The sequence below is a fragment of the Streptomyces sp. NBC_01546 genome (genome assembly GCF_045208355.1).
Lineage (GTDB): Bacteria > Actinomycetota > Actinomycetes > Streptomycetales > Streptomycetaceae > Streptomyces.
Map to the genome: position 1 here is coordinate 6,593,770 of NZ_CP109379.1, position 22,315 is coordinate 6,616,084.

The following is a 22,315-nucleotide window of genomic DNA, read 5'->3' on the forward strand; positions in this document are numbered from 1 at the left end:
TCATGGCCACGAAGAAGAACCTTCAAGCCGACCGCACCAGCGTCACCCACAAGGTCCGCTACGCGCTGAGCAACCCGACCCGCATCGCCCCGTACGTCCGCCGCGCCGCGCGGGACGCCTGGCTGCGCCACAAGCACCCCGACCACGTGTCCTACTACCGGGCCGTCATGGCCTCCGACACCGGCCGCAACCCCGAGGCCGCCGTCGGCAGCCAGACCCACGACCGCTGGCTTGCCCTGGGCAAGATGCAGTTCGACTACCTGCTGGAACACGGCCTCACGCCCGCCCACCGCATGCTCGACATCGGCTGCGGCAACCTGCGGGCGGGCTGGCGCTTCATCGAGCACCTCGACGCCGGCCACTACTACGGCATCGACATCTCGCCCGACATCCTCATCTCCGCCAAGGAGACCCTCACCGGACAGCGACTGCAGCACAAGCTGCCGCACCTGACCATCACCCGGGACCTCACCCTGGACTTCCTCCCCGACCGCCACTTCGACGTCGTGCACGCCCACAGCGTCTTCTCCCACTCGCCGATCGAGGTCATCGACGAGTGCCTGGCGCACGTGGAGCGCGTACTGGCCCCGGGCGGCTGGTTCGACTTCACCTTCGACCGCACCGAGGGCACCGAACACCAGGTCCTGCGGGAGGACTTCTACTACCGCACCGAGACCCTGGTGGACCTCGCCGCCCGGCACGGCCTCACCGCCCGCTTCATGGACGACTGGGAGCGGCTCGGGCACGGCCAGTCCAAGATCCGCGTCACCGCCGGCTGACCCGCCGCCGACCGGGGAACCGTCAGGGGAACCGTCCGGACCGGCGCGTGACACTCACTGCGGCTCGACCCGCCAATGCCGGTCCGGGACCCCCACCAGCACGTACACCCCCGCCCCCGCGATCAGCACCGCGAGCACGCGGGGCACCTTGAGGTCCTCGGCCGCCCCGGGCAGCCGCCGGTACCCGGTACGGATCGGCCGCGCGGCTCCTCGTACGGACCCCCTCGCCCCGGACCGAGCGCTCCCACCACTGGAGCTGGCGCCCGGCCGCCACCGCGAAGGTCGCCCCGATGCCGTAGGCCCACAGCGGCGCCGCCTGGACGGGGATCATGAGGCTTCCAGCCGCAGTCCGTCGGTGACGATCACATCGGAGGTGACGAGCGCCTGCTCGGCCGTGACCCGGGTCATGAAGACGAACGGCGGGATCACCGGGGGAGCCGGCAGCCCGTCGGGGCTGAAGGTCACGCACAGCAGCCCCTCGATGCACCCGCTGAACCTCGTCAGGTAGAGGGTCACGTCGCCGCGCAGATCGAGGGACGTGGCGGCGAGCCCGTACTCGTCCCGCCCGTCGCGCGTGCGCAGCCGGTAGTCGCGGAGCGAGGCAGCGCGCATCTTCAGCACGAGCACCTTGAGCGGGCCGTCCACCGTAGGCACGTGCGTGACCCCCGCGAACGCGAAGCCCTGGGGTGCGAACAGCGAGGTGGTGACGGTCGGGGGAGTCCGCGCCGCCGACGGCGGCCCCGCGGCGGGGGCGGCCTGAGCCCGCGGGGCTCCCGTCGCCAGCGCCGCCAGCAGCACCACGGGCAGTACGACGGCCAGCGTCCGCGGACCGGCGCCGTCCAGGCTGGGCACTCCCCGGGGAGCCTCCTCGCCCGCCCCCTCGTCGGGCAGCGGGGTCCAGCCGAAGGCCAGCGCGCTCCCGGCGATGCCGAGCGCCATCCCGACCACGAACCCGCCGAGGTTGGTCGCCACGAAGGAGAGCGCCGACAGCAGCAGGGCGTGCAGCGACACGTACACCCGGGCCTGCGGCAGGAACCACAGGAACAGCCCCGCCAGGATCAGCGCGAGGCCGATCCCGATGGCGGCGATCCCGCCGAGTCCCAGGCTCACCAGCACGGTCAGCGGGGAGAGCGGGACCAGCAGCAGCTCGGTCCCGCCCAGCACCAGCAGCAGCCCGCCCCAGAACGGCCGGGTCCGGCGCCAGGCACGCAGCCGGCTCCGGTGCTCCGGCAGCGGGAGCCGCGGCTTCCGGATGCCTAGAAGCACTTCGTGCCGTCCAGGCTGACGCTCAGCTTCAGGCCCTTGAGCCTGAAGTTGCCGCCGGTCGCGGACCAGGCATGGGACTTCACGCCCACCACCTCGATGTCCCCGGCCTGCAGGCCGAACTTCCCCGGTTCGCCCTTGACCCCGCCCACCTGGTCCAGGGTCGAGGCGTCCCGGCCGATCTGCGCCGTGCCGAAGGTGGCGTCGCCGTTGAGGTCCTCGCCGTCGATCACCAGGTTGGTGGCAGTGACCTCCCCGGCCGGGCCCCCGGCGGTCAGTTTGAAGACCACCGTGCCGAGCGGGGTCCCCACCTCGGCGGCCTGGCAGATGTCGGTGAGGGTGGCCTCGCCGATGCCGAGGAGCGCGACGGGATGCCCCTTGCCGTCGACGGAGCGGTCCGTCTGCACGTAGGAGGCCAGGCCCTTGCTGCTCAGCTTGGAGGAGGAGACCTGGAAACTGGTTCCCGAGACGGCGAAGGAGGCGGCGAGCGCGCCCTGCGCCATGATCATGGCCATGGCGCCGACCGCGGCGACCGCGGGCATCGCGACGACGGCCGTCTTCTTCCAGTGGACCCGGCCCTCGCGGGGCCGTCCCGTGCCCTTGCTCATGATGGTGCCTCCCGTACGTCGTCCAGTGCGCAGGGGAAGTGCTGCCAGGGGCTGCCATACTTCAGCCATCCGGTGGCAGTTCGAGGCTAGGGCCGAATTTGAATAATAGTCAACAGCGCGGCACGACCGGGCGTTCGCAGGTCCGCAGGGCCGAACTCATAGCGACCGGACGCAAGTTGTTCGCCGACACCTCGTACGACGCACTGTCCATGGACGACATCGCCAAGCAGGCCGGCGTCGCCAAGGGGCTGATCTACTACTACTTCAAGAGCAAGCGCGGCTACTACCTCGCCATCGTCGAGGACTCCGTCGCCGAGCTCGTCGCCCGCGCCGGCGGAGAGACCGACCTCCCGGCCGCCGAGCGGGTCCGGCGCACCGTCGACGGCTACCTCCACTACGCCGAGCACCATCAGGCCGCCTACCGCACCGTCGTCACCGGCGGCGTCGGCTCCGACGCCGAGGTGCTGGCCATCCGCGACGCCGTCCGCGAGGAACTGGTCGCCACCATCGCCGAAGGAGCGTACGGACACCGCGCGCTCCCGCCGATCGCCCGGCTCGCGCTCGTCGGCTGGCTCTCCTCGGTCGAGGGGATCACCCTGGAGTGGACCGGCGCCCTCGGTGCGGGCGCGGCCGACCAGCCCGACCGGGACCGGCTCGGGGCCCTCCTGGTGCGCCAGCTGCGCACGACACTGAACGTCATCGAGGAGTTCGTCCCGGAGTGCCCCGCTCCGCCCACCCCCGAGGAAGCGGACGAACAACGAGATGATCTTGCGCCGGTGACGGGAGGCCCCTGATCGGGCATACTCGACCCGCCGCAGCCGCTGAGCAGCCCCTTCCGTGATCCGGGAGGGCAGCATCGGCTGTAAGAGCACCGAGATCCGGCGGCGCGTCCCACACCTCACGCGTCGCCGCCGTGCCCGACCAGGGAGGAGAGCGCCGCCATGACTGACCGCGCCCCGCAGCCGGTGGACCGACAGCTGCCCACCGAGGAGTCCCGGGACCTCCTCGCCCTCGTACGCGAGATCGCGCAGCGCGAGATCCGCCCCAAGGCCGCCGAGGAGGAGGACTCCGGGCGGTTCCCGCGCGAGGTCTTCACCCTGCTCTCCGAGGCGGGCCTGCTGGGCCTCCCCTATGCCGGAGAGTTCGGCGGCGGCGAGCAGCCGTACGAGGTCTACCTCCAGGCCCTGGAGGAGCTGGCCGCGGCCCGCCTGACCGTCGGCCTCGGCGTCAGCGTGCACTCCCTGGCCTGCCACGGACTGGCCGGCTACGGCACCAAGGAGCAGCAGGCCGCCCACCTGCCCGACATGCTCGGCGGCGGCCTGCTGGGCGCGTACTGCCTCTCCGAGCCGGCCGCGGGCTCCGACGCCGCCTCGCTGACCACCAAGGCGGTGCGCGACGGCGACGACTGGATCATCACCGGCACCAAGGCGTGGATCACCCACGGCGGAGTCGCCGACTTCTACACCGTCCTGGCCCGCACCGGCGTCGAGGGGCCCAAGGGCATCACGGCCTTCCTGGTCCCCGGGGACGCGGCGGGACTGACCGCGGCCGTGCCCGAGAAGAAGATGGGCATGAAGGGCTCGCCCACCGCCCAGCTGCACTTCGACGGCGTACGGGTGCCCGACTCGCGCCGCATCGGCGAGGAGGGCCAGGGCTTCACCATCGCCCTGGCGGCACTGGACGCCGGGCGCCTGGGCATCGCCGCGTGCGCCATCGGCGTCGCCCAGGCGGCGCTGGACGAGGCCCTGGCGTACGCGCTGGGCCGCAAGCAGTTCGGGCACCCGATCGCGGACTTCCAGGGGCTGCGCTTCATGCTGGCCGACATGGCCACCAAGATCGAGGCGGGCCGCGCGCTCTACCTCGCGGCGGCCCGGCTGCGGGACGCCGGCAAGCCGTTCTCCCGGCAGGCGGCGATGGCCAAGCTGTTCTGCACGGACGCGGCGATGGCGGTCACCACGGACGCGGTCCAGGTCCTCGGCGGCTACGGCTACACCGCGGACTTCCCGGTCGAGCGGCTGATGCGGGAGGCGAAGGTGCTCCAGATCGTCGAGGGCACCAACCAGATCCAGCGCATGGTCATCGCCCGCCACCTCGCGGGCCCGGAGACGCGCTAGGCCGGCGGGGGCTTCGGGGTCGGCTATCGGTCGGCTCCCGTCTCAGCCTCCGAAGAGCGGGCCGTTGGGCCAGATGGGGGAGGAAGCGATCCGGGACCATTCAGGATCGCGCCGCCCCGGCACGGTCCGGCCGTCCTCGGTCCAGCGGGCGATCAGCGCACTGTAGATGGGCGGATCGGGAAACCGCTGCCGGAGCCCGGGCCCCGACCCCTGCTGAACCGATTCTTCGTAACCGGGCGGCACCTGCCGCCGTCGGCGTCCTGTCCGTGGCATGGAAGTCTCAACCGTGGTCATGCCGGGGCAACGCGGCACGACGCCGACGGGTAATCGCTTCGCGGGCCCGGGGATCCGTTCGAGGGGTACCCGGGGGCGTAAGCGGGGGCGTAAGGGTGGGCGTAAGGGCGGGTGGGGGCTTCGGGGGTCGGGGTCTCAGCGGGGCGGGATCAGGGAGGGTTTGGGGGTTTCCCGTCAGTCCCACTGTCTCCCCGGGGCGGGCCGGCCTGTAAAGGGCGCTCCTCCTTCGTCGTCGCGTCGCTTCGCGATGGCCTTCGGCCACCCTTGACAGACCGTCCCGCCCCGGAAAGACAGGACTGTCGGGAAGCCCCCAAAAGAACGGTCCACCGGTTCACGATTCAGACCGGGGGACATCAGGGACCGAATGCTTGGCTGTCGTGGGCGGGCATGCGCCCGGGCCGATCGGGAGGGAATCCGGGGTCGGTGGGCGCATCAGATCGCTACACACTTGCTCGTTGTCTGGCGGCTGCGGGCCGTCTGGGGCTGGGAATAGGCCGCCCACTGGTCGCTGCCCGCCTGAGGTGGTCTGGCGGCGATCAGACCGGCATGGGCTGGACAATAAGCCGCCCGAGACCGTCAGTTGACGCTCTTGGAGGGCGTCTGCGGGCGGTTGGGGCGGAGAAGACGCTCTGGCGGAGTGTGGTGCCGGACTTTTGGGTCTCTCACTCCGGGAAGTGATCGATTGGCTCTCAACTCGCCGTCAAATAGGGACAAACAGCCCGCAGTCGCGTGATGGAGACGTGTGTGCCGGCCGTGGGCGGCTTATGTCCAGCCCCAGACGGGCGCCGGACGCCATGGGCGAGAAGTGTGTAGCGATCCGATGCGCCCACCGACCCCGCATCCGTTCCCTACGGGCCCGGGCTCAGACGCCGCCCCAGGGGTCAGGGAGCAGGTCCCTGATGGCCCCTGCTCATTCCTGGAACCGGTGGACCGTTCTTTTGGGGGCTTCCCGACAGTCCTGTCTTTCCGGGGCGGGACGGTCGGTCAAGAGTGGAGCGCAGCGACATCGCGAAGCGACGCGACGAAGGAGCGCTCTTGAGGGACCGGCCCGACCCGGGGAGACAGTGGGACTGACGGGAAACCCCCAAACCCTCCCTGATGCCGGTCAACCGGGACCCCGACCCCCGAAGCCCCCGCCCCACATCCCCGCCCAACCGTGCCGCCCTGTCAGGTTGTGCCAGAAGTCTGGCCCCGGATCGGGATTCTGACGTACCGTCATATCCGCTCGAGCCATGCCGCCGCGGTACCCCGACCTGCCCCCGACCAGCCCCGACCTGTCCCGGAGGTTCGCCATGCCCGCCGATCGGCCCGTCGCCCTTGACGAGTACCCCATCCACCAGGCACCGCTGTCGATGAAGCACCTCGTCAGCGGTGACCGCAACGCCTACGACCGCTGCATCTTCCACGTCTTCGACCACGCCGGCCGCGCCGTCCTCATCCTCGGCCTCGGGGTCTACCCCAACGCCGGGGTCATCGACGCCTACGCCACCCTCCGCGTCGGGGACGAACTGCTCGCCGTCCGGGCCTCCGACGCCCTCACCGACGACCGCATGAACCTCTCCGTCGGCCCGCTCTCCGTCACCGTCGACGTCCCGCTCCGGCAGCTGACCCTGCGCTGCGCCGCCGACCCCGACGACCCGGACGGGCTCTCGTACGACGTCACCTGGACCGCCGAGTTCCCCGCCGTCTGGGAGCCCCACCACATCCAGCGGCGCGGCGACCGCCTCATGCTGGAAGGCCGCCGGTTCGTCCAGGCCGGCAACGTGACCGGCACCATCCGGGCCAAGGGGGAGGAGTTCACCCTCACGCCAGGGGAGTGGACCGGTACCCGCGACCGCAGTTGGGGCGTGCGCCCGATCCCCGGTGAGGACGGCGGCCGGGCCGCCGAGGAGTACCGCCCCGAGGGCTTCCACTGGCTCTGGATACCGGTCCGCTTCGAGGACCGGTTCGTCATGGTCATCGCGCAGGAGGACGCCGACGGACACCGCACCCTGAGCGAGGCCCTCCAGGTCTTCCCCGAGGGCAGCGGCCGCCACGACGTGCAACTCGGCTGGCCGCACACCGAGATCCGCTACCGGCCCGGCACCCGGCACCCCGAGAGCGCCGTCGTCCACCTCACCGACCCGGCCCGCAAGCCCCTCGAACTCGGCGTGCAGATCCTGAACTCCTCCCCGCTCGCCGTCGGCGCCGGCTACCCGCCCGCCGCCGACTGGCAGCACGGCACCTGGCAGGGACGGGGCTGGGCCGACCGCCGCGTCTACGACCTCTCCGATCCCGCCGCCCACCCCATGGCCGCCTTCGGGGTCACCGACCACTCGGCCCGCTTCACCCTCGACGGACAGGTCGGTCACGGCATCTTCGAGCACGGCAGCTTCGGCCGCCACGACCCCAGCGGCTTCGCCGACTACTCCTCCGTAGCCCAGTAAGCCCGCCAAGCCCAGTCGGACCCGTAGGAAAGGGGCTCATCCATGGCCACCGCACCACGTCCGCGCACCTCCACCCGGGAACCCGAGGAGCTCGGCCGGCGCCTCGCCGCCTGGCTGGACACCAAACTTCCCGGCGCGAAGGTCACCAACGTCTCCGTCCCCGGGTCCAACGGCATGTCCAGCGAGACCCTGCTCTTCGACATAGACCACCCCGACACCCCGCTCCGCGCCTGTGCGTTGAGGCTCGCCGCCGACCCGGCCGCCTACACCGTCTTCCCGACGTACGACATGCCGCGCCAGCACCGCGTGATGAGCCTGGTCGCCGAGCACACGGACCTGCCCGTCCCGCGCGTGCAGTGGCTGGAGGAGGACCCGGGGCCGCTCGGGGCGCCGTTCTTCGTGATGGCCCGCGCCGAGGGGCGGGTGCCGCCCGACGTCATGCCGTACACCTACGAGGGCAACTGGCTGCACGCCGCCACCGACGCCGAGCGCGCCGCGCTCCAGGAGGCGAGCATTTCCCTGCTGGCCCGCCTGCACGACCAGTTCCCGGGCAAGGAGGCCGAGTTCCTGCTCCCCGAAGGCACGGGCAGCCCGCTGCGCCGGCACGTGGACGCCCAACGCGCCTACTACTCCTGGGTGGTGGGCGGACTCGCCCCGTCCCCGCTCATCGAGCGGGCGTTCGCGCGCCTGGAGGAGCTGTGGCCGCGGGACGAGGGCCCGGCGGTTCTCAACTGGGGGGACGCCCGCATCGGCAACGTCATCTACGACGGCTTCACGCCGGCGGCCGTCCTGGACTGGGAGATGGCGGCGTACGCCCCGCGCGAGGTGGACCTCGGCTGGACCGTCTACCTCCACCGGTTCTTCCAGGACCTCACCGTCGGGTTCGGCCAGCCCGGACTGCCGGATTTCCTGCGCCGCGAGGACCTGGAGCGCCGCTACGCGGAACTCACCGGGCACACTCCGCGCGACATGGAGTTCCACACGCTCTATGCGGCGCTGCGGCACGGGATCGTGATGCTGCGCATCGCCTACCGGCAGGCGCACTTCGGCGAGGTCGAGATCCCGGCGGATCCGGACAGCCTGATCCTGCACCACGCCAGTCTGGCCGCCATGGTGCAGGGAACGTACTGGTAAGAGGCCTGGCAGAGGTCAGGGCAGGAGCCCTGGCAGGAGCCCGGCAGCAGCCGGTTCAGGCCGCCTGCGCGTGCTCCCGGCGCGTCTGCGGCAGCAGCGGGCCCATCACGCGCACCGGACGCGAGCCCGGACCGCCGACGTGCGAGAAGGGCTGCGTCCGCCAGTCGAGCCCCTGCGGCAGGCTCATCAGGATCACGGGCTCCAGTTCCTGCACCTCCACCGGCTGGATCATGCCGACGGTGGGCAGCGCGTCGCCGACGGGGCGCCCGGTGCCCGCGCACACCGTGAGCCCGAAGGGGTTCCACGGGGTCAGGCAGAGGGCGTGCTGCGGCAGGTACTCCTCGTCGGCGACGAGGGCGATCGACTGGCCGCAGTCGGGGCAGACCGCGTGGTGGATGTCGAAACCCTCGCTGTCGTCGAGGTATTCGCCGTCTTCGGCGTACGCGCCGTCTCCGGGATCGAGCGGTTCCAGGGGCTCCGGTTCGGTGCGACCGGCGCGCTTGGTGTTCAGCATGGATGTACTCCCCCTTGGATGGGCCGGGCGGGCAGGTTCTTCGGCCTCGGCCACAGCAAGCACTTCCCGTCGCGCGGCACGAGTAACCACAACAGCCCGCCGGACGCCCGCATACGCTTGTGGCCTTGGTCACATGCCCGGCGCAGATGCCTCCAGTGGGCGGACAGCACTGTGCCTGGAGAGCCCTTGGGCCTTAGGTTGAGCGGCTATGAGCGCAATGGAGGAGCTGGACCGCCAGATCGTTGATCTGCTCGTGCGGGACGGGCGGATGAGTTACACGGATCTGGGCAAGGCCACCGGACTGTCCACGTCGGCGGTCCATCAGCGAGTACGCCGGCTGGAACAGCGCGGTGTGATCCGCGGCTACGCGGCCGTGGTCGACCCCGAGGCCGTCGGCCTGCCGCTGACCGCCTTCATCTCGGTCAAGCCGTTCGACCCGAGCGCCCCGGACGACATCGCCGACCGGCTGGCCGGGGTGCCCGAGATCGAGGCATGCCACAGCGTCGCGGGCGACGAGAACTACATCCTCAAGGTCCGCGTCGCGACCCCCCTGGAGCTCGAAGACCTCTTGGGCCGCCTGCGCGCCCTCGCGCACGTCTCGACGCGCACGACGGTGGTCCTGTCCACCCCGTACGAGGCACGCCCGCCCCGCGTGTAGCGGGACTGGAGGGACCCGGCGGTCGGGCGGGGTCCGGCGACGCGCGAGACTGGTCCGCATGACTGACCGCACCGCCCACTCCGCCGACGCCGCCGGAGCACCGACCAGGACCGTCCTCCTCCGCGGGGGCGAGGTGCACAGCCCCGCGGACCCCTTCGCCACGGCGATGGTGGTCGAGCGCGGTCACATCGCCTGGGTCGGCTCCGAGGGCGCGGCCGACGCCTTCGCGCAGGGCGTGGACGAGGTCGTCGACCTCGGAGGGGCGCTCGTCACGCCCGCCTTCACCGACGCCCACGTCCACACCACCTCCGCCGGCCTCGCGCTCACCGGGCTGGACCTCTCCGCCGCGCCGTCCCTGACCGCCGCGCTGGACCTCGTACGCGCCTACGCCGCGAGCCGTCCCGCCGACCGGGTGCTCCTCGGGCACGGCTGGGACGCCGCGCGCTGGCCCGAGCGGCGGGCCCCGCGCCGTGCCGAGCTCGACGAGGCGGCCGGGGGCCGGCCGCTCTACCTCAGCCGCATCGACGTGCACTCGGCGGTGGTCACCACCGCCCTGCTGGACCTCGTACCCGGCGTGACCCCGGACGGCGACGAGCCGCTGACCCGTGACGCCCACCACGCCGTGCGCGCCGCCGCCCTGGCGGCCGTCACCCCCGCCCAGCGCGCCGAGGCCCAGCGGGCCGCCCTGGACCGGGCCGCCTCGCTCGGCATCGGTTCCGTGCACGAGTGCGGCGGGCCCGGGATCTCCTCCGCCGAGGACTTCGCCGCCCTGCTGGCGCTGGCGGCGGAGCGGCCCGGGCCGCGCGTCTTCGGGTACTGGGCGGACCGGGACCTCGACCAGGCCAAGGCGCTCGGTGCGGTCGGCGCGGCCGGGGACCTGTTCGTCGACGGGGCCCTCGGCTCGCACACCGCGTGCCTGCACGCCCCGTACGCCGACGCCCCGCACACCGGTACCGGCTACCTGGACGCGCGCGCGGTCGCGGAGCACGTCGCCGCCTGCACCGAGGCGGGCCTCCAGGCCGGGTTCCACGCCATCGGCGACGCCGCCATCACCGCCGTCGTGGAGGGTGTTCGCGCCGCCGCCGAGAAGGTCGGCCTGGCCCGGGTCCGCGCCGCCCGGCACCGCGTCGAGCACGCCGAGATGATGACCCCCGCCACCATCGCCGCCTTCGCGGAGCTGGGCCTGACCGCGTCCGTGCAGCCCGCCTTCGACGCGGCCTGGGGCGGCGAGGACGGCATGTACGCCGACCGGCTGGGCGCCGAGCGCGCCCGCACCCTGAACCCGTACGCGGCCCTGCTCAAGGCCGGTGTCCCGCTGGCCTTCGGCTCGGACGCGCCCGTCACCCCGCTCGACCCGTGGGGCACCGTCCGGGCGGCCGCCTTCCACCGCACCCCCGAGCACCGCATCTCCGTCCGGGCCGCCTTCACCGCCCACACCCGGGGCGGCTGGCGTGCGCTGGGCCGCGACGACGCGGGGGTCCTGGTCCCCGGCGCCCCGGCCGACTACGCCGTCTGGCAGACCGCCGAACTGGTCGTCCAGGCCCCCGACGACCGGGTCGCCCGCTGGTCCACCGACCCCCGCTCCGGGACCCCCGGACTGCCCGACCTGACCCCTGGCGCCGAGCTCCCGGTGTGCCAAGCGACCGTGGTCGGCGGGCGGGAGGTATTCGTACGCCCACAGGGGTGATCCGGCGAGCCTCGGTTCGGTGCGGGCGCCCGGACCCGGATAGGTTCGGCCGGGTCCACCACAGGACGTCCGTGCCGGACGGATCCGTCTGCTCAGCGCGCCCGCGCCTCGGGGGCGAGGGAAGGTTTCGCCGGTGGGGGCACCCCCAGCGCTACCGGGGGAGGGTGGCCCCAGTTCGGGGCCCGGCGGTCCAGTAGACAACGGTCACGGCGGCCCGCAGCCAGTGGGAGTCCGACCGGCCCGAAGGACCGCGGGCCCCGATCACTGTTCTAAAGTCATTGACTGCGACCAGACCTACAGGACGTGCAAGAGCACAAAAGGGGACTCAGTGAGCGACGGCGGACAGCGGACCTACGGGCCGCTCGGTACGGCCTTGGTGATCATTCCGACCTACAACGAGGCGGAGAACATCGGGCTGATCGTCGGCCGCGTCCGCGCGGCGGTGCCCGAGGCCCACATCCTGGTCGCCGACGACAACAGCCCGGACGGCACCGGCAAGCTCGCCGACGAGCTGGCGGTGGGCGACGACCACGTGCACGTCCTGCACCGCAAGGGCAAGGAGGGCCTCGGAGCCGCCTACTTGGCCGGCTTCGTCTGGGCCCTGGAGGCCGGCTACGGCGTGATCGTCGAGATGGACGCCGACGGCTCCCACCAGCCGGAGGAGCTGCCGCGCCTGCTCACCGCGCTGACCGGCGCCGACCTGGTGCTGGGCTCCCGCTGGGTGCCGGGCGGCCGCGTCGTCAACTGGCCCAAGAGCCGCGAGATCCTCTCGCGCGGCGGTTCCACGTACTCCCGGCTGATGCTGAACGTCCCGATCCGCGACGTGACCGGCGGCTACCGGGCGTTCCGCCGCGAGACCCTGGAGGGTCTGGGGCTGGACGAGGTGGCCTCCGCGGGCTACTGCTTCCAGGTCGACCTGGCCCGCAGGGCCGTGCAGAAGGGTTTCCGCGTCGTGGAGGTCCCGATCACCTTCGTCGAGCGCGAGTTCGGCGACAGCAAGATGAGCAAGGACATCGTGGTGGAGGCCCTGTGGCGGGTAACCCAGTGGGGCCTCAAGGCCCAGGCGGCCAAGCTGCTCCCCGGCAAGGCCTCCAAGGCCGCCCCCAAGGCCGCCCCCAAGGCCGCGCCCAAGGACACCGACAAGGCCTGACCGGCCGGACACCCCTTAGGGGATGTCCGGTACCTCCGGCTGAGGCTGCTTTTACGCAGACCCAGGCACACTGGAGGGTATGACGACCGGCGTTCCCACTACCCCGACGGCCCCCCGGCAGCGGCGCTCACCCGCCCGTACGTTCCTCCCCCTGGCGGTCGCCGCCTGGCTGATCCTGGAGATCTGGCTGCTCGGCCTGGTCGCGGGCGCAGCCGGCGGGCTCACCGTCGCCGCGCTGCTCGCGGGCGGGATGGTTCTGGGCGTGGTGGTCATCAAGCGCGCGGGGCGCCGTGCCTTCAAGAACCTGACCGACACCTTCCAGCAGGCGCAGCAGGGCGTGCAGCCCACCCCGCAGCAGCCCGGCCGGGGCAACGGCCTCACCATGCTGGCGGGCCTGCTCCTGATCGTGCCGGGCCTGCTCTCCGACGTGGCGGGCCTGCTCTGTCTGCTTCCGCCCGTCCGCGCGTGGATCGGCCGCCGTGCGGCCCGCTCGCTGGAGCGGAAGATGGCCTCGGCCCCCGCCGGGACCTTCGGCGACGCCTTCCAGCAGGCCCGCATCCACTACCCCGACGGCAAGGTCGTCCAGGGCGAGGTCATCCGGGAGGACCGGCCCGGGCAGCAGCAGGGGCCGGACACGGGCTATCGCCCGCCGCTCGCCCCGTAGCCCCGGAACGACAAAACAGCCGAGGGGCCCCGCCACACGGTGTGTGGCGGGGCCCCTCGGCTGTTGTCTCGTCCGGCTGTCAGGCGGACTTGCGGCTGTCCCGCGGATGCACGGCAATGTTCATGGCGCCGGAACGAAGGACCGCCAGCCTCTCGGCCAGCACTTCCTCCAGCTCCTCGCGGGTGCGCCGCTCCATGAGCATGTCCCAGTGCGTTCGCGCAGGCTTGCCCTTCTTCTCTTCGGGCCCGTCCCCGTCCACCAGGAGTGCCATGGCGCCGCACGCCTTGCACTCCCACTCCGGCGGAATGTCTGCCTCAACCGAGAACGGCATCTCAAATCGATGTCCGTTCTGGCATGCGTACTCCACCGCCTGGCGCGGGGCCAGATCGATGCCGCGGTCCGTCTCGTAGCTGGTAACCACGAGGCGCGTACCGCGGAGAGCTCGCTCACTCATGAATCGTGCCTCCCGGGCTTGTCGCCCACAGGACAGGTGTCGCTGTCGTCGTCATCCGGTCAACGTCCGGTCGGCGGTATAGATTCCCGCTCCGGGTCACGCGTCGCCCGTCGTGCCGCCCCTTGTTGTACCCACCAATGCCCGTTTTGTCACATCTGGCAGCAGATGTCACCCAACGTCTACACTTCTTTAGCGCGCAGTAACGGTCCGCCTGGCAGGCCAAAGGCGTACACTACCGGCCCTTGGCTTCAACGTCTAAATCCGTTCGGAATTCGTTCGTGGATCCGGGCCGTGCGCACTCGCGGATCCGCTCTCAGACCCGTTCAGGTACAGGATTGCCTGCCGCCTCCACCGCGCGCCGCACCGGCACTCTGGCCAGCAGCACGAATCCCAGTGCGAAGAAGACCACCAGCGAGATGATCGCGTCCCGGTAGCTGCCCGTGACCTGGTACGTGAGGCCGAAGACGAGGGGCCCCACCCAGCTCAGCCCGCGGTCGCTCATCTCGTACGCCGAGAAGTACTCGGCCTCCTTGCCCGCCGGCACCAGGTGCGAGAACAGCGAGCGCGACAGCGCCTGGCTGCCGCCCAGCACCAGCCCGATCATGGCCGCGAGTGCGAAGAACCACACCGGGGTCCGGGCCGGCAGGAAGTATCCGGCCGCCAGCGTGACCGCCCAGGCGGCCAGCGAGCCCAGGATCGTCCGCTTGGCGCCGTAGATCCGGGCCAGCCGCCCCATCCCCAGCGCGCCCGCCACCGCCAGGACCTGCACGAGCAGCACCGCCCCGATCAGGGTGGACTGTTCCAGCTCCAGCTCCTCCGAGCCGTAGATCGAGGCCTGCGAGATCACCGTCTGCACGCCGTCGTTGTAGATCAGGTACGCCAGCAGGAACGACAGGGTCAGCGGATAGCGCCGCATGTCCTTCAAGGTGGCGACGAGCTGCTTCCAGCCGCTGACGGCCGGGCCCGCCCCGGGCTCGCGGACCACGGCCCGGTCCCGCAGCCGGCGCAGCGGGATCAGCGCGAAGGCCCCCCACCACAGGCCCGCCGAGGCCAGACAGATCCGTACCGCCTCGCCCTCGGAGAGGCCGAAGGAGTCGTGGCCCGTGTAGAGCACCAGATTCATGACGAGCATCAGGGAGCCCGCGGTGTAGCCGAAGGCCCAGCCCCGCGAGGACACCGTGTCCCGCTCGTCCGGAGTGGAGATCTGCGGCAGATAGGCGTTGTAGAGCACCATCGAGACGGACAGCGCGGCGTTCGCCACGACCAGCAGCAGCCCGCCCAGCAGGTAGCGCTCGCCGCCCAGGAAGTACATCCCGGCCGTCGCCGCGGCGCCCGTGTACGCGGCCACCGCCAGCAGCGGCTTCTTGCGCCCGGTCCGGTCGGCGACGGCGCCCACCAGCGGCATGAGCACGACCGCCAGGATCACCGAGGCCGAGACCGAGTAGGCGAAGAAGGAACCGGCCCGCACCGGGATGCCCAGCGGGTGCACGAAGCCCTCGGCGTCCGCGGCGGCCTTGGCCACCGAGGTCAGATAGGGCCCGAGGAACACCGTGAGCACGCTCGCCGAGTACACCGAGACCGCGAAGTCGTAGAAGTACCAGCCCCGCTGCTCGCGCTTGCGCGCGGCCGCCGTCACCGCCGCCGGTCTGCCGTCCTCGGCCCCCGGTTCCGCTTCGGCGGTTTTGCCGCCGTCTCGCCCACTCATGGAGTGCCCCCTCGCTGGTCCCCGTGGCGCGCGGCCCCCCGGAGTCCGCGCGGGGACCCGCGGCCTTGTCAGGCCCAGGCCCCGCGCCGGTCCAGCACCGCGCGCAAGATGTCGATCCGGTCGGTCATGATGCCATCGACTCCCAGGTCGAGGAGAGACTCCATACGTTCCGGTTCGTTCACGGTCCAGACGTGCACCTGCAGGCCCCGCTCGTGCGCGGTCCGCACGAAGCGCCGGTCGACCACGCGGATGCCCGCCTGGGTCTCCGGAACCTGGGCCGCCACCGCCCCGACGCGCAGCGCCGCGGGGATCGCGTACGAGCGCAGCCGCAGGCCGAGCACCCCGCGCACGCCGTACGAGGTCGCCAGCCGGGGGCCGGCGATCTTCTGCGCCCGGGCCACCCGGCTCTCGGAGAAGGAGCCCACGCAGACCCGGTCCCAGACCCCGGCCCGCGCGATCAGGTTCACCAGCGGGTGCAGCGCGGACTCGGCCTTGATGTCGATGTTCCAGCGGGCGTCCGGGAACTCCTCCAGCAGGTCCTCGAAGAGGGCCAGCGGTTCGGTGCCCCCGACCCGCGCCTCGCGGATCCGCTTCCACGGCAGCTCGGCGATCCTGCCCTGTCCGTCGGTGACCCGGTCCAGGGTGGAGTCGTGGAAGGCGACGAGCTTCCCGTCGGCCGTGGCGTGCACATCGGTCTCGAAGTACCGGTAGCCCGCTTCGGCGGCCCGCCGGAAGGCGACGGCGGTGTTCTCCAGCCCGTCAGCGGCCCCTCCCCGGTGTGCGAAGGGGATCGGGGCCGGGTGGTCCAGATACGGATGGCGAAGGCGTACGTGCGTCACGGCCGCAGTATCCCCCGGGGCGAGGGGTGATGGTGGTCCGCAAGGTGAACGGGGGACGAGTGCGCCCCCTCCGCGCAGGCCCCCTGGTGCAGGTGGATCGGCGCGTGACAGTCTGTCTGCGCAGACTTCAATCCAATCCCGGCCTCCGGCGCGCCCAGTCGAGGCCAATTCGACGAAGGTGGACCGGACGCAATGGCCGAATGGACCTCAGCGGTCGGTGCCGCGCAGCTCGCCCGTCTGATCGGCTCCCAGCAGGACCGTCCCGCCGCGCCCGGCTCCCGCAAACTGCCCGCGTACCGCACGCTCGCCGACGGGATCCGCCTCCTCGTCCTCGAAGGCCGCGTTCCGGTCGCCGCCCGGCTGCCCGCCGAGCGCGAGCTGGCCGCCGCCCTCTCCCTCAGCCGCACCACCGTCGCCGCCGCGTACGAGGCCCTGCGTGCGGAGGGATTCCTGGAGTCCCGCCGGGGTGCCGGCAGCTGGACCTCCGTACCGGCCGGGAACCCGCTGCCCGCCCGCGGGCTGGAACCGCTGCCGCCCGAGTCCCTCGGCTCCATGATCGACCTCGGCTGCGCCGCCCTGCCCGCCCCCGAGCCGTGGCTCACCAAGGCGGTCCAGGGCGCCCTGGAGGAGCTGCCGCCGTACGCGCACACCCACGGCGACTACCCGGCGGGCCTGCCCGCACTGCGCCGGATGCTCGCCGACCGCTACACCGAGGCGGGCATCCCCACCATGCCCGAGCAGATCATGGTCACCACCGGCGCGATGGGCGCGATCGACGCCATCTGCAGCCTGTTCGCCGGGCGCGGCGAGCGGATCGCCGTCGAGTCCCCCTCCTACGCGAACATCCTCCAGCTCATGCGCGCGGCCGGGGTGCGCCTGGTACCCGTCGCGATGGCCGACGGGCTGGCCGGCTGGGACATGGACGTCTGGCGGCAGGTGCTGCGCGACTCCGCCCCCCGCCTCGCCTACGTCGTGGCCGACTTCCACAACCCGACCGGAGCCCTGGCTTCCGAGGAGCAGCGCCGGGCCATGGTCGAGGCCGCCCGGTCCGCGGGCACCGTCCTGGTGGTCGACGAGACCATGCTGGAACTCCGGCTCGACCCGGACATGGAGATGCCCCGCCAGGTCTGCTCCTTCGACCCGTCGGGCAGCACGGTGATCACCGTGGGCTCCGCCAGCAAGGCCTTCTGGGCGGGCATGCGCATCGGCTGGGTCCGCGCGGCCCCCGACGTGATCCGGAGCCTGGTCGCCGCCCGCGCCTACGCCGACCTCGGCACGCCGGTGCTGGAGCAGCTCGCGGTGAACTGGCTGATGCGGACCGGGGGCTGGCAGGAGGCCGTCGGGATCCGCCAGGAGCAGGCCAGGGAGAACCGGGACGCGCTGGTCGCGGCGGTGCGGCGGGAGCTGCCGGACTGGGAGTTCGAGGTTCCGAAGGGCGGGCTGACGCTGTGGGCCCGGGCGGGCGGGCTGTCGGGCTCGCGGCTGGCCGAGGTCGGGGAGCGGGTCGGCGTACGGGTCCCCTCGGGGCCCCGGTTCGGCGTGGACGGGGCCTTCGAGGGCTATGTCCGGCTGCCGTTCACCGTGGGCGGGCCGGTGGCCGAGGAGGCCGCCTCCCGGCTGTCGGCGGCCGCGGCCCTGGTCGGCACGGGTGCGGGCGGCAGCGGCGCCGAGCCCCCGCGCACGTTCGTGGCGTAACGGCGCTCAGGGGGACGGCGCCTCGACGGCCGGGCCCTGGGCCTGGGCCGGGGGCTGGCCCTGGATCCGCTTGGCCGGGGTGACGTCGCCCTGCCGTTCGGGCAGCAGCTCCAGCACGGCCTGGCGGAACGCCGGGTGGGCGGCGTCGTCGTACGGGTCCGGGGTGGCGGGCACCTGGAGCCGGTGCACCGGTCCCGAGCCGAGCCGGGCGTATCCCCGGCCCGGCGGGACCTGGGCCGGCGGGGTGGTGTGCGGCGGCAGCCCCAGGACGTCGGCGACCTGCTGGATGGCGGCGGGACCGAGCACGACGCGGGCGCGGGTGTGCTGCCAGACGGCGTCGTGGAGCAGTTCCAGGTGGTCGAACTGTTCGGCCACCACCACGGTGATGTGCGCGGCCCGTCCGTGCCGCAGCGGCACCTGGAGCTGGGCCAGCGGGTCGGGTCCGCCCTCGGCGGCCGCGAGGTGCGCCAGCACGCTGGGCCGGTCCAGCAGGATCCACAGGGGGCGGCGGGTGTCCTCGGGCGCCTGGCGGCCGGCCTCGCGGGCCCGGTGGGTGGCGATGAGGCGCCGCTCGGTCTCCGTCGCGGCCCACTCCAGGGTGGCCAGCGCCCCGACCGGCCCGCATTCCACGGCGAGGACGCCGCTGCGGCCGGACAGGCAGGCGTACTCGCCGCTGCCGCCGCCCTCGACGATCAGTACGTCGCCGCCGTGCCGCAGGGCCTGGAGGGCGATGGAGCGCAGCAGGGTGGAGGTGCCGCTGCCGGGCTGGCCGACGGCCAGCAGGTGGGGCTCGGTGGAGCGGGGACCGGTGCGCCAGACGACCGGCGGCACGTCCCGCGGCTCGTCGCCCTCCAGGACGGGCAGGGTGCGCTGGACGCTTCCGGCGTCGGTGAAACCGAGGACGGTCTCGCCGGGGGAGGTGACGAAAGGCTGGACGGCGATGCCCGTCGGCAGCGCCGCCAGCACACTCAGGTCGAGCTGGTTGCCCTCCTCGTCCCAGTCGAAGAGATACTCCCGTCCGCGCCCGGACTTGGCGTGCAGCAATGCCTCGATCCGGGCCCGTGAGGCGGCCTCGCCATCGGTGAAGTAGGCCGGGTAGCGGATGTGGAGCCGGGTGACGCGGCCCGCCTCGTCGAACTCGTAGCCGCTGAAGGCCTTGTCCCAGTCCCCGCCGTGGGCGAAGAGCGGGCTCGGGTCCTCCGGGGTGGAGAAGTACGGCACGAGTGCTTCGTAGAGGGAGCCGAGCCGTTCGGTCTCGGCATCGCTGGGCCCGGTCTTCACCGGAGTGCGGTCGCGTCCCTGCCAGGCAGCCGCCGCCATGAGGGTGATCAGGGCGAGGAGCGGACCGTAGGGGACGAGTGCGACCACGAGGACGCAGGCGGCTCCCAGGAACAGCGCGGGACCACGCTTGTCCTTGGGGGTTTCGGACCATTTGCGCCGCCCGGCCGAGGCCAGGACGCGCAGGCCGCGTCCGATGGTGAGGAGCGGATGGAGGACGTCCGTGGCGCTGTCGGCGGCCGTGCGAGCGAGGTCGCGGCCCCGTGCCAGCGACGTGGAGCCGCTGTTGAGGATGCGGGGAAGTGGGCGCCGGGCCACGGGCGTCTCCTGGAGTTGTGGGTGTTCGGGTGCTTCGGGTGGGGCTGGGTGTCGCCGTGCCTCGGCCGGGCTAGAGCTTGATCCCGCCGAGAAGGCTCGCGAGGCTCGCGGTGCTCGCGGTGATGCTCGGAGCGATGGCGGAGCCGGCGAGGAAGAAGCCGAACAGGGAGCAGACGAACGCGTGGGTCAGCTTCATCCCGTCCTTCTTGAAGAACAGGAAGCAGATGATGCCGAGCAGGACGACGCCTGAGATGGACAGGACCATGAGGGGTTCTCCTGGTGGGTGGGGACAGTCACCATCAGTTCTTCCAGGCTCACAGGAAGTATCAATGCGACAAAAGGTGCATACGGGTGAATCCAGGAGTTTTTCACTGGCCTCGGCCTGGCCCCGACATGTGCAGGTCCGGGCGCTACCCTGACGATTCACCCGTACGGACGCAGTGCCGTGCACCCCCCTGCCCGCCCGGCCGGGGGACTGTCCACCGGGACGGGCCATGCCAGCAGCGAGTGAAAGGCGGTACGAACGATGAGCGAGCACACCGAAGGCGGCTCCGGTTCCCAGGACGTCCCCGACGAGGACGTCATCGAACTGGCCACCAAGATCTTCGACCTCGCCCGTCAGGGCGAGACCGAGACGCTCGCCGCGTACCTCGACGCCGGAGTGCCGGCGAACCTCACCAACGACCGCGGCGACACCCTCGTCATGCTGGCCGCCTACCACGGCCACGCCGACGCCGTCACGGCCCTGCTGGCCCGCGGCGCCGAGGCCGACCGGGCCAACGACCGCGGCCAGACCCCGCTCGCCGGAGCCGTCTTCAAGGGCGAGGAGGCCGTCATCCGGGCCCTGCTCGCCGGAGGGGCCGATCCGACGGCCGGAACCCCGTCCGCCGTGGACACGGCGCGCATGTTCGCCAAGGCCGACCTGCTGGAACTCTTCGGAGCCGAGTAATCCGCTTTTTTGCCGGGATCTGGCCGGGCCCGGCCGGTTCCCGACCTCACAGGTTGGTCACGGCGGCCGTAAATGTGGTCGCGGCGCACAAACCGGCTGGGTCATCATGGCGACGGATTCGATTCGCGAACATGACGGACGGGCAGGAGCGGGCTGGACACGAAGGGTGTCCACACCCACCCCCTGCCGCACCGGCCGCCATGGTGGCGAAGCACCGACGAGAGTGAGAAGGCAATGGTCTACATCGAGCGGAACCTGACGGCGAACGTCCTCACATGCTGTTACGCGGCCCTGTGAATCCCGATTCCCGGTTGCGTCCCCAGCTTGATTTGAGGCCATTCCCATGTTCGAACCAGTCATAGCGCCGAGCGGCACGCTGCTCGGGCTGCTCCAGCGGGGCCGTGGCGACGGCACGCTGCACGCCCTCGCGGCGCCCAGGGCGGAGGCCCTGGAGGCCCTCGACCAGTGCGTGCTCCGCGACCCGCGCCAGGACTGGCAGGTCGAGAACCGCTCCTTGTACTACGCCCGGCTGTACCTGGATCTCGACGGCCCCCTCGGCGCGATCGAGGCCCACCTCTTCGGCGCCGAGGACCTCCTCGACGAAGCGGACCACCGGACGGGCCTCGCCCTGTCCGTACTGGGCCACCTCGCCTCCTACGGCCGCGACGACGCGCTCATGCTGCTGCGCGGCTACGCCGCCTCCGGAGCGAACTGGGCCTGGGCCCTCGACGAGCTCGCCCTGCGCGACGACGACGAGGGGCTGCGGTCCCTGGCCGAGCCGGTCATCGCCCGCTTCCCCGCCACGGTGGAGGGCGAGGCGCGGCTGGCCGCCGCCATCCGCGACGCGTACGAGCCGAGGCCCTGGTGCCTGTGGGAGGAGTCACCGCGGTACGGGGAGCGCCTGCGCGCCGCCCGTCAGCAGGGCTCCTTCGACCGCTGGCAGCGCCAGCTGACCCCGAGCGGCCCCCGGCCCGGCTGGGGAGTCCAAGCCGTCTTCGACTGGGCCGCCGACGGACTGCGCCGCGGCACCCCGCTGCACGTGCCCGCCGCGCGCTGTCTCGCCGCCGTGGCCCAGCCCGAGGACCGGCCCGCCATCCTCGCGGCGGCCGCCGGAGCCTCCGGCGAGGCGGCCCGCGCCACCGCCCTGCACCACCTGGTCCTCGCGGAACCGGAGAACCCGGCCGTGCTGGACCTCATCGAAGCCGCCGCCGACGAGCCCGCCGTGGCCGCGTACGAGCGCATGTGCGGCCCCGGGGCCGTCGAACGCGCCCGCCGCTGGATCCACCGCCCCGACGCCCTGGGCGCGGCCGCAGCGGCCATCCTGGCCGCCCGGGGCGGAGCCGAGGACGCCGGCCTGGTCCTCGGAGCCCTGCGCTCCACCGTCCGCGGCGAGGGCCCCGACACCCGGGCCCTGTACGCCCTGGTGGACGGAGCGGGCCGCCTCGCGATCGCCTGCGCGGCCCCCGTGCTGCGGCACATCTACCGCGAAACGGCCTCGTCCCACCTGCGCGGCCGGGCCGCCCGGGCCCTGGCCAGCACCGACCCCTCCTTCGCGGCGGGCTTCGCCGTCGAATGCCTGTGGGACTGCGAGGAGACCACCCGCGAGGTGGCGGCCCACCACGCCGAGACCGCCGACGCCCGCGTGGCTCCGCGGCTGCGCCGCCTGGCCGCCGATCCGGCGGAGGAGGAGGACGTCCAGTCGGCCGTCCGGAGCCGGATCGCGCCGGAATCGGCGGTGTAGCGGAGACCACGACGGGCGGCAGGGCGGGGCGGACGCCGACCCGGG

General features: G+C 72.4%; 20 protein-coding genes. 12 read left to right on the forward strand and 8 right to left on the reverse strand.

Features of this window, described 5'->3' with window-relative positions; translation table 11 throughout:
• Nucleotides 1–2: 2 nt before the first annotated feature.
• Complete coding sequence (locus OHA89_RS30300; protein WP_266610874.1) at nucleotides 3–779, forward strand: class I SAM-dependent methyltransferase; 777 nt, start codon at nucleotides 3–5, stop codon at nucleotides 777–779.
• 327 nt (nucleotides 780–1,106) lie between these two features.
• On the opposite strand, the gene OHA89_RS30305 is transcribed toward OHA89_RS30300, so the two are convergent.
• Both OHA89_RS30305 and OHA89_RS30310 read right to left on the reverse strand, forming a co-directional pair.
• On the reverse strand, nucleotides 1,107–2,045 hold the full coding sequence (locus OHA89_RS30305; protein WP_266610876.1) for a DUF6114 domain-containing protein: 939 nt from the start codon (nucleotides 2,043–2,045) through the stop codon (nucleotides 1,107–1,109).
• On the reverse strand, nucleotides 2,036–2,650 hold the full coding sequence (locus OHA89_RS30310) for a DUF6230 family protein (protein ID WP_266610877.1): 615 nt from the start codon (nucleotides 2,648–2,650) through the stop codon (nucleotides 2,036–2,038). The genes OHA89_RS30305 and OHA89_RS30310 overlap by 10 nt, the downstream gene beginning before the upstream one ends.
• Nucleotides 2,651–2,748: 98 nt before the next feature.
• On the opposite strand from OHA89_RS30310, the gene OHA89_RS30315 reads away from it, so the two are divergent.
• The 4 genes from OHA89_RS30315 (at nucleotide 2,749) to OHA89_RS30330 (ending at nucleotide 8,618) form a co-directional block, all read left to right on the forward strand.
• Complete coding sequence (locus OHA89_RS30315; protein ID WP_406367534.1) at nucleotides 2,749–3,444, forward strand: TetR/AcrR family transcriptional regulator; 696 nt, start codon at nucleotides 2,749–2,751, stop codon at nucleotides 3,442–3,444.
• Nucleotides 3,445–3,591: 147 nt separating this feature from the next.
• Nucleotides 3,592–4,764 carry an acyl-CoA dehydrogenase family protein gene (locus OHA89_RS30320; protein ID WP_257557317.1) on the forward strand — a complete coding sequence of 391 codons (1,173 nt, stop codon included), beginning with the start codon at nucleotides 3,592–3,594 and terminating at the stop codon, nucleotides 4,762–4,764.
• Nucleotides 4,765–6,350: 1,586 nt separating this feature from the next.
• Nucleotides 6,351–7,484: a hypothetical protein gene (locus OHA89_RS30325; protein WP_406368643.1), complete on the forward strand. Its 1,134-nt coding sequence runs from the start codon at nucleotides 6,351–6,353 to the stop codon at nucleotides 7,482–7,484.
• A gap of 42 nt (nucleotides 7,485–7,526) precedes the next feature.
• A complete protein-coding gene (locus OHA89_RS30330) occupies nucleotides 7,527–8,618 on the forward strand; it encodes a phosphotransferase family protein (RefSeq protein ID WP_257557318.1) in 1,092 nt (363 codons plus the stop codon).
• Nucleotides 8,619–8,673: 55 nt separating this feature from the next.
• Here the strand turns inward: OHA89_RS30330 and OHA89_RS30335 are convergent, their stop codons facing one another.
• Nucleotides 8,674–9,132, reverse strand: a complete 459-nt coding sequence (locus tag OHA89_RS30335; RefSeq protein ID WP_266610882.1) for a hypothetical protein — start codon at nucleotides 9,130–9,132, stop codon at nucleotides 8,674–8,676.
• 217 nt (nucleotides 9,133–9,349) lie between these two features.
• On the opposite strand from OHA89_RS30335, the gene OHA89_RS30340 reads away from it, so the two are divergent.
• The 4 genes from OHA89_RS30340 (at nucleotide 9,350) to fxsA (ending at nucleotide 13,291) form a co-directional block, all read left to right on the forward strand.
• Nucleotides 9,350–9,790, forward strand: coding sequence for an Lrp/AsnC family transcriptional regulator (locus OHA89_RS30340; protein WP_030011705.1), 441 nt, complete (start codon nucleotides 9,350–9,352; stop codon nucleotides 9,788–9,790).
• Between the two features lie 58 nt (nucleotides 9,791–9,848).
• Complete coding sequence (locus tag OHA89_RS30345) at nucleotides 9,849–11,477, forward strand: amidohydrolase (RefSeq protein ID WP_266610883.1); 1,629 nt, start codon at nucleotides 9,849–9,851, stop codon at nucleotides 11,475–11,477.
• Nucleotides 11,478–11,805: 328 nt separating this feature from the next.
• Nucleotides 11,806–12,627, forward strand: coding sequence for a polyprenol monophosphomannose synthase (locus tag OHA89_RS30350; protein ID WP_406367535.1), 822 nt, complete (start codon nucleotides 11,806–11,808; stop codon nucleotides 12,625–12,627).
• 79 nt (nucleotides 12,628–12,706) lie between these two features.
• Nucleotides 12,707–13,291 carry an FxsA family membrane protein gene (gene fxsA / locus OHA89_RS30355; RefSeq protein WP_266610885.1) on the forward strand — a complete coding sequence of 195 codons (585 nt, stop codon included), beginning with the start codon at nucleotides 12,707–12,709 and terminating at the stop codon, nucleotides 13,289–13,291.
• A gap of 79 nt (nucleotides 13,292–13,370) precedes the next feature.
• On the opposite strand, the gene OHA89_RS30360 is transcribed toward fxsA, so the two are convergent.
• The 3 genes from OHA89_RS30360 to OHA89_RS30370 form a co-directional block, all read right to left on the reverse strand.
• On the reverse strand, nucleotides 13,371–13,745 hold the full coding sequence (locus OHA89_RS30360) for an RNA polymerase-binding protein RbpA (protein ID WP_031146696.1): 375 nt from the start codon (nucleotides 13,743–13,745) through the stop codon (nucleotides 13,371–13,373).
• 313 nt (nucleotides 13,746–14,058) lie between these two features.
• Nucleotides 14,059–15,450: an MFS transporter gene (locus tag OHA89_RS30365; protein WP_266610887.1), complete on the reverse strand. Its 1,392-nt coding sequence runs from the start codon at nucleotides 15,448–15,450 to the stop codon at nucleotides 14,059–14,061.
• A 68-nt stretch (nucleotides 15,451–15,518) separates the two neighbouring features.
• On the reverse strand, nucleotides 15,519–16,289 hold the full coding sequence (locus OHA89_RS30370; protein WP_266610888.1) for a glycerophosphodiester phosphodiesterase: 771 nt from the start codon (nucleotides 16,287–16,289) through the stop codon (nucleotides 15,519–15,521).
• Nucleotides 16,290–16,481: 192 nt separating this feature from the next.
• On the opposite strand from OHA89_RS30370, the gene OHA89_RS30375 reads away from it, so the two are divergent.
• Entirely contained in the window at nucleotides 16,482–17,984 is a 1,503-nt protein-coding gene (locus OHA89_RS30375; RefSeq protein WP_266610890.1) for a PLP-dependent aminotransferase family protein, read from the forward strand.
• A gap of 6 nt (nucleotides 17,985–17,990) precedes the next feature.
• Here the strand turns inward: OHA89_RS30375 and OHA89_RS30380 are convergent, their stop codons facing one another.
• Together OHA89_RS30380 and OHA89_RS30385 are read right to left on the reverse strand one after the other, a co-directional pair.
• A complete protein-coding gene (locus OHA89_RS30380; protein WP_266610892.1) occupies nucleotides 17,991–19,580 on the reverse strand; it encodes an ATP-binding protein in 1,590 nt (529 codons plus the stop codon).
• A gap of 70 nt (nucleotides 19,581–19,650) precedes the next feature.
• Nucleotides 19,651–19,845 carry a hypothetical protein gene (locus OHA89_RS30385; protein ID WP_030031218.1) on the reverse strand — a complete coding sequence of 65 codons (195 nt, stop codon included), beginning with the start codon at nucleotides 19,843–19,845 and terminating at the stop codon, nucleotides 19,651–19,653.
• A 261-nt stretch (nucleotides 19,846–20,106) separates the two neighbouring features.
• On the opposite strand from OHA89_RS30385, the gene OHA89_RS30390 reads away from it, so the two are divergent.
• Entirely contained in the window at nucleotides 20,107–20,529 is a 423-nt protein-coding gene (locus tag OHA89_RS30390) for an ankyrin repeat domain-containing protein (protein WP_215150569.1), read from the forward strand.
• A gap of 343 nt (nucleotides 20,530–20,872) precedes the next feature.
• Nucleotides 20,873–22,270, forward strand: coding sequence for a HEAT repeat domain-containing protein (locus OHA89_RS30395; protein ID WP_266610896.1), 1,398 nt, complete (start codon nucleotides 20,873–20,875; stop codon nucleotides 22,268–22,270).
• The last annotated feature ends 45 nt before the right edge of the window (nucleotides 22,271–22,315 follow it).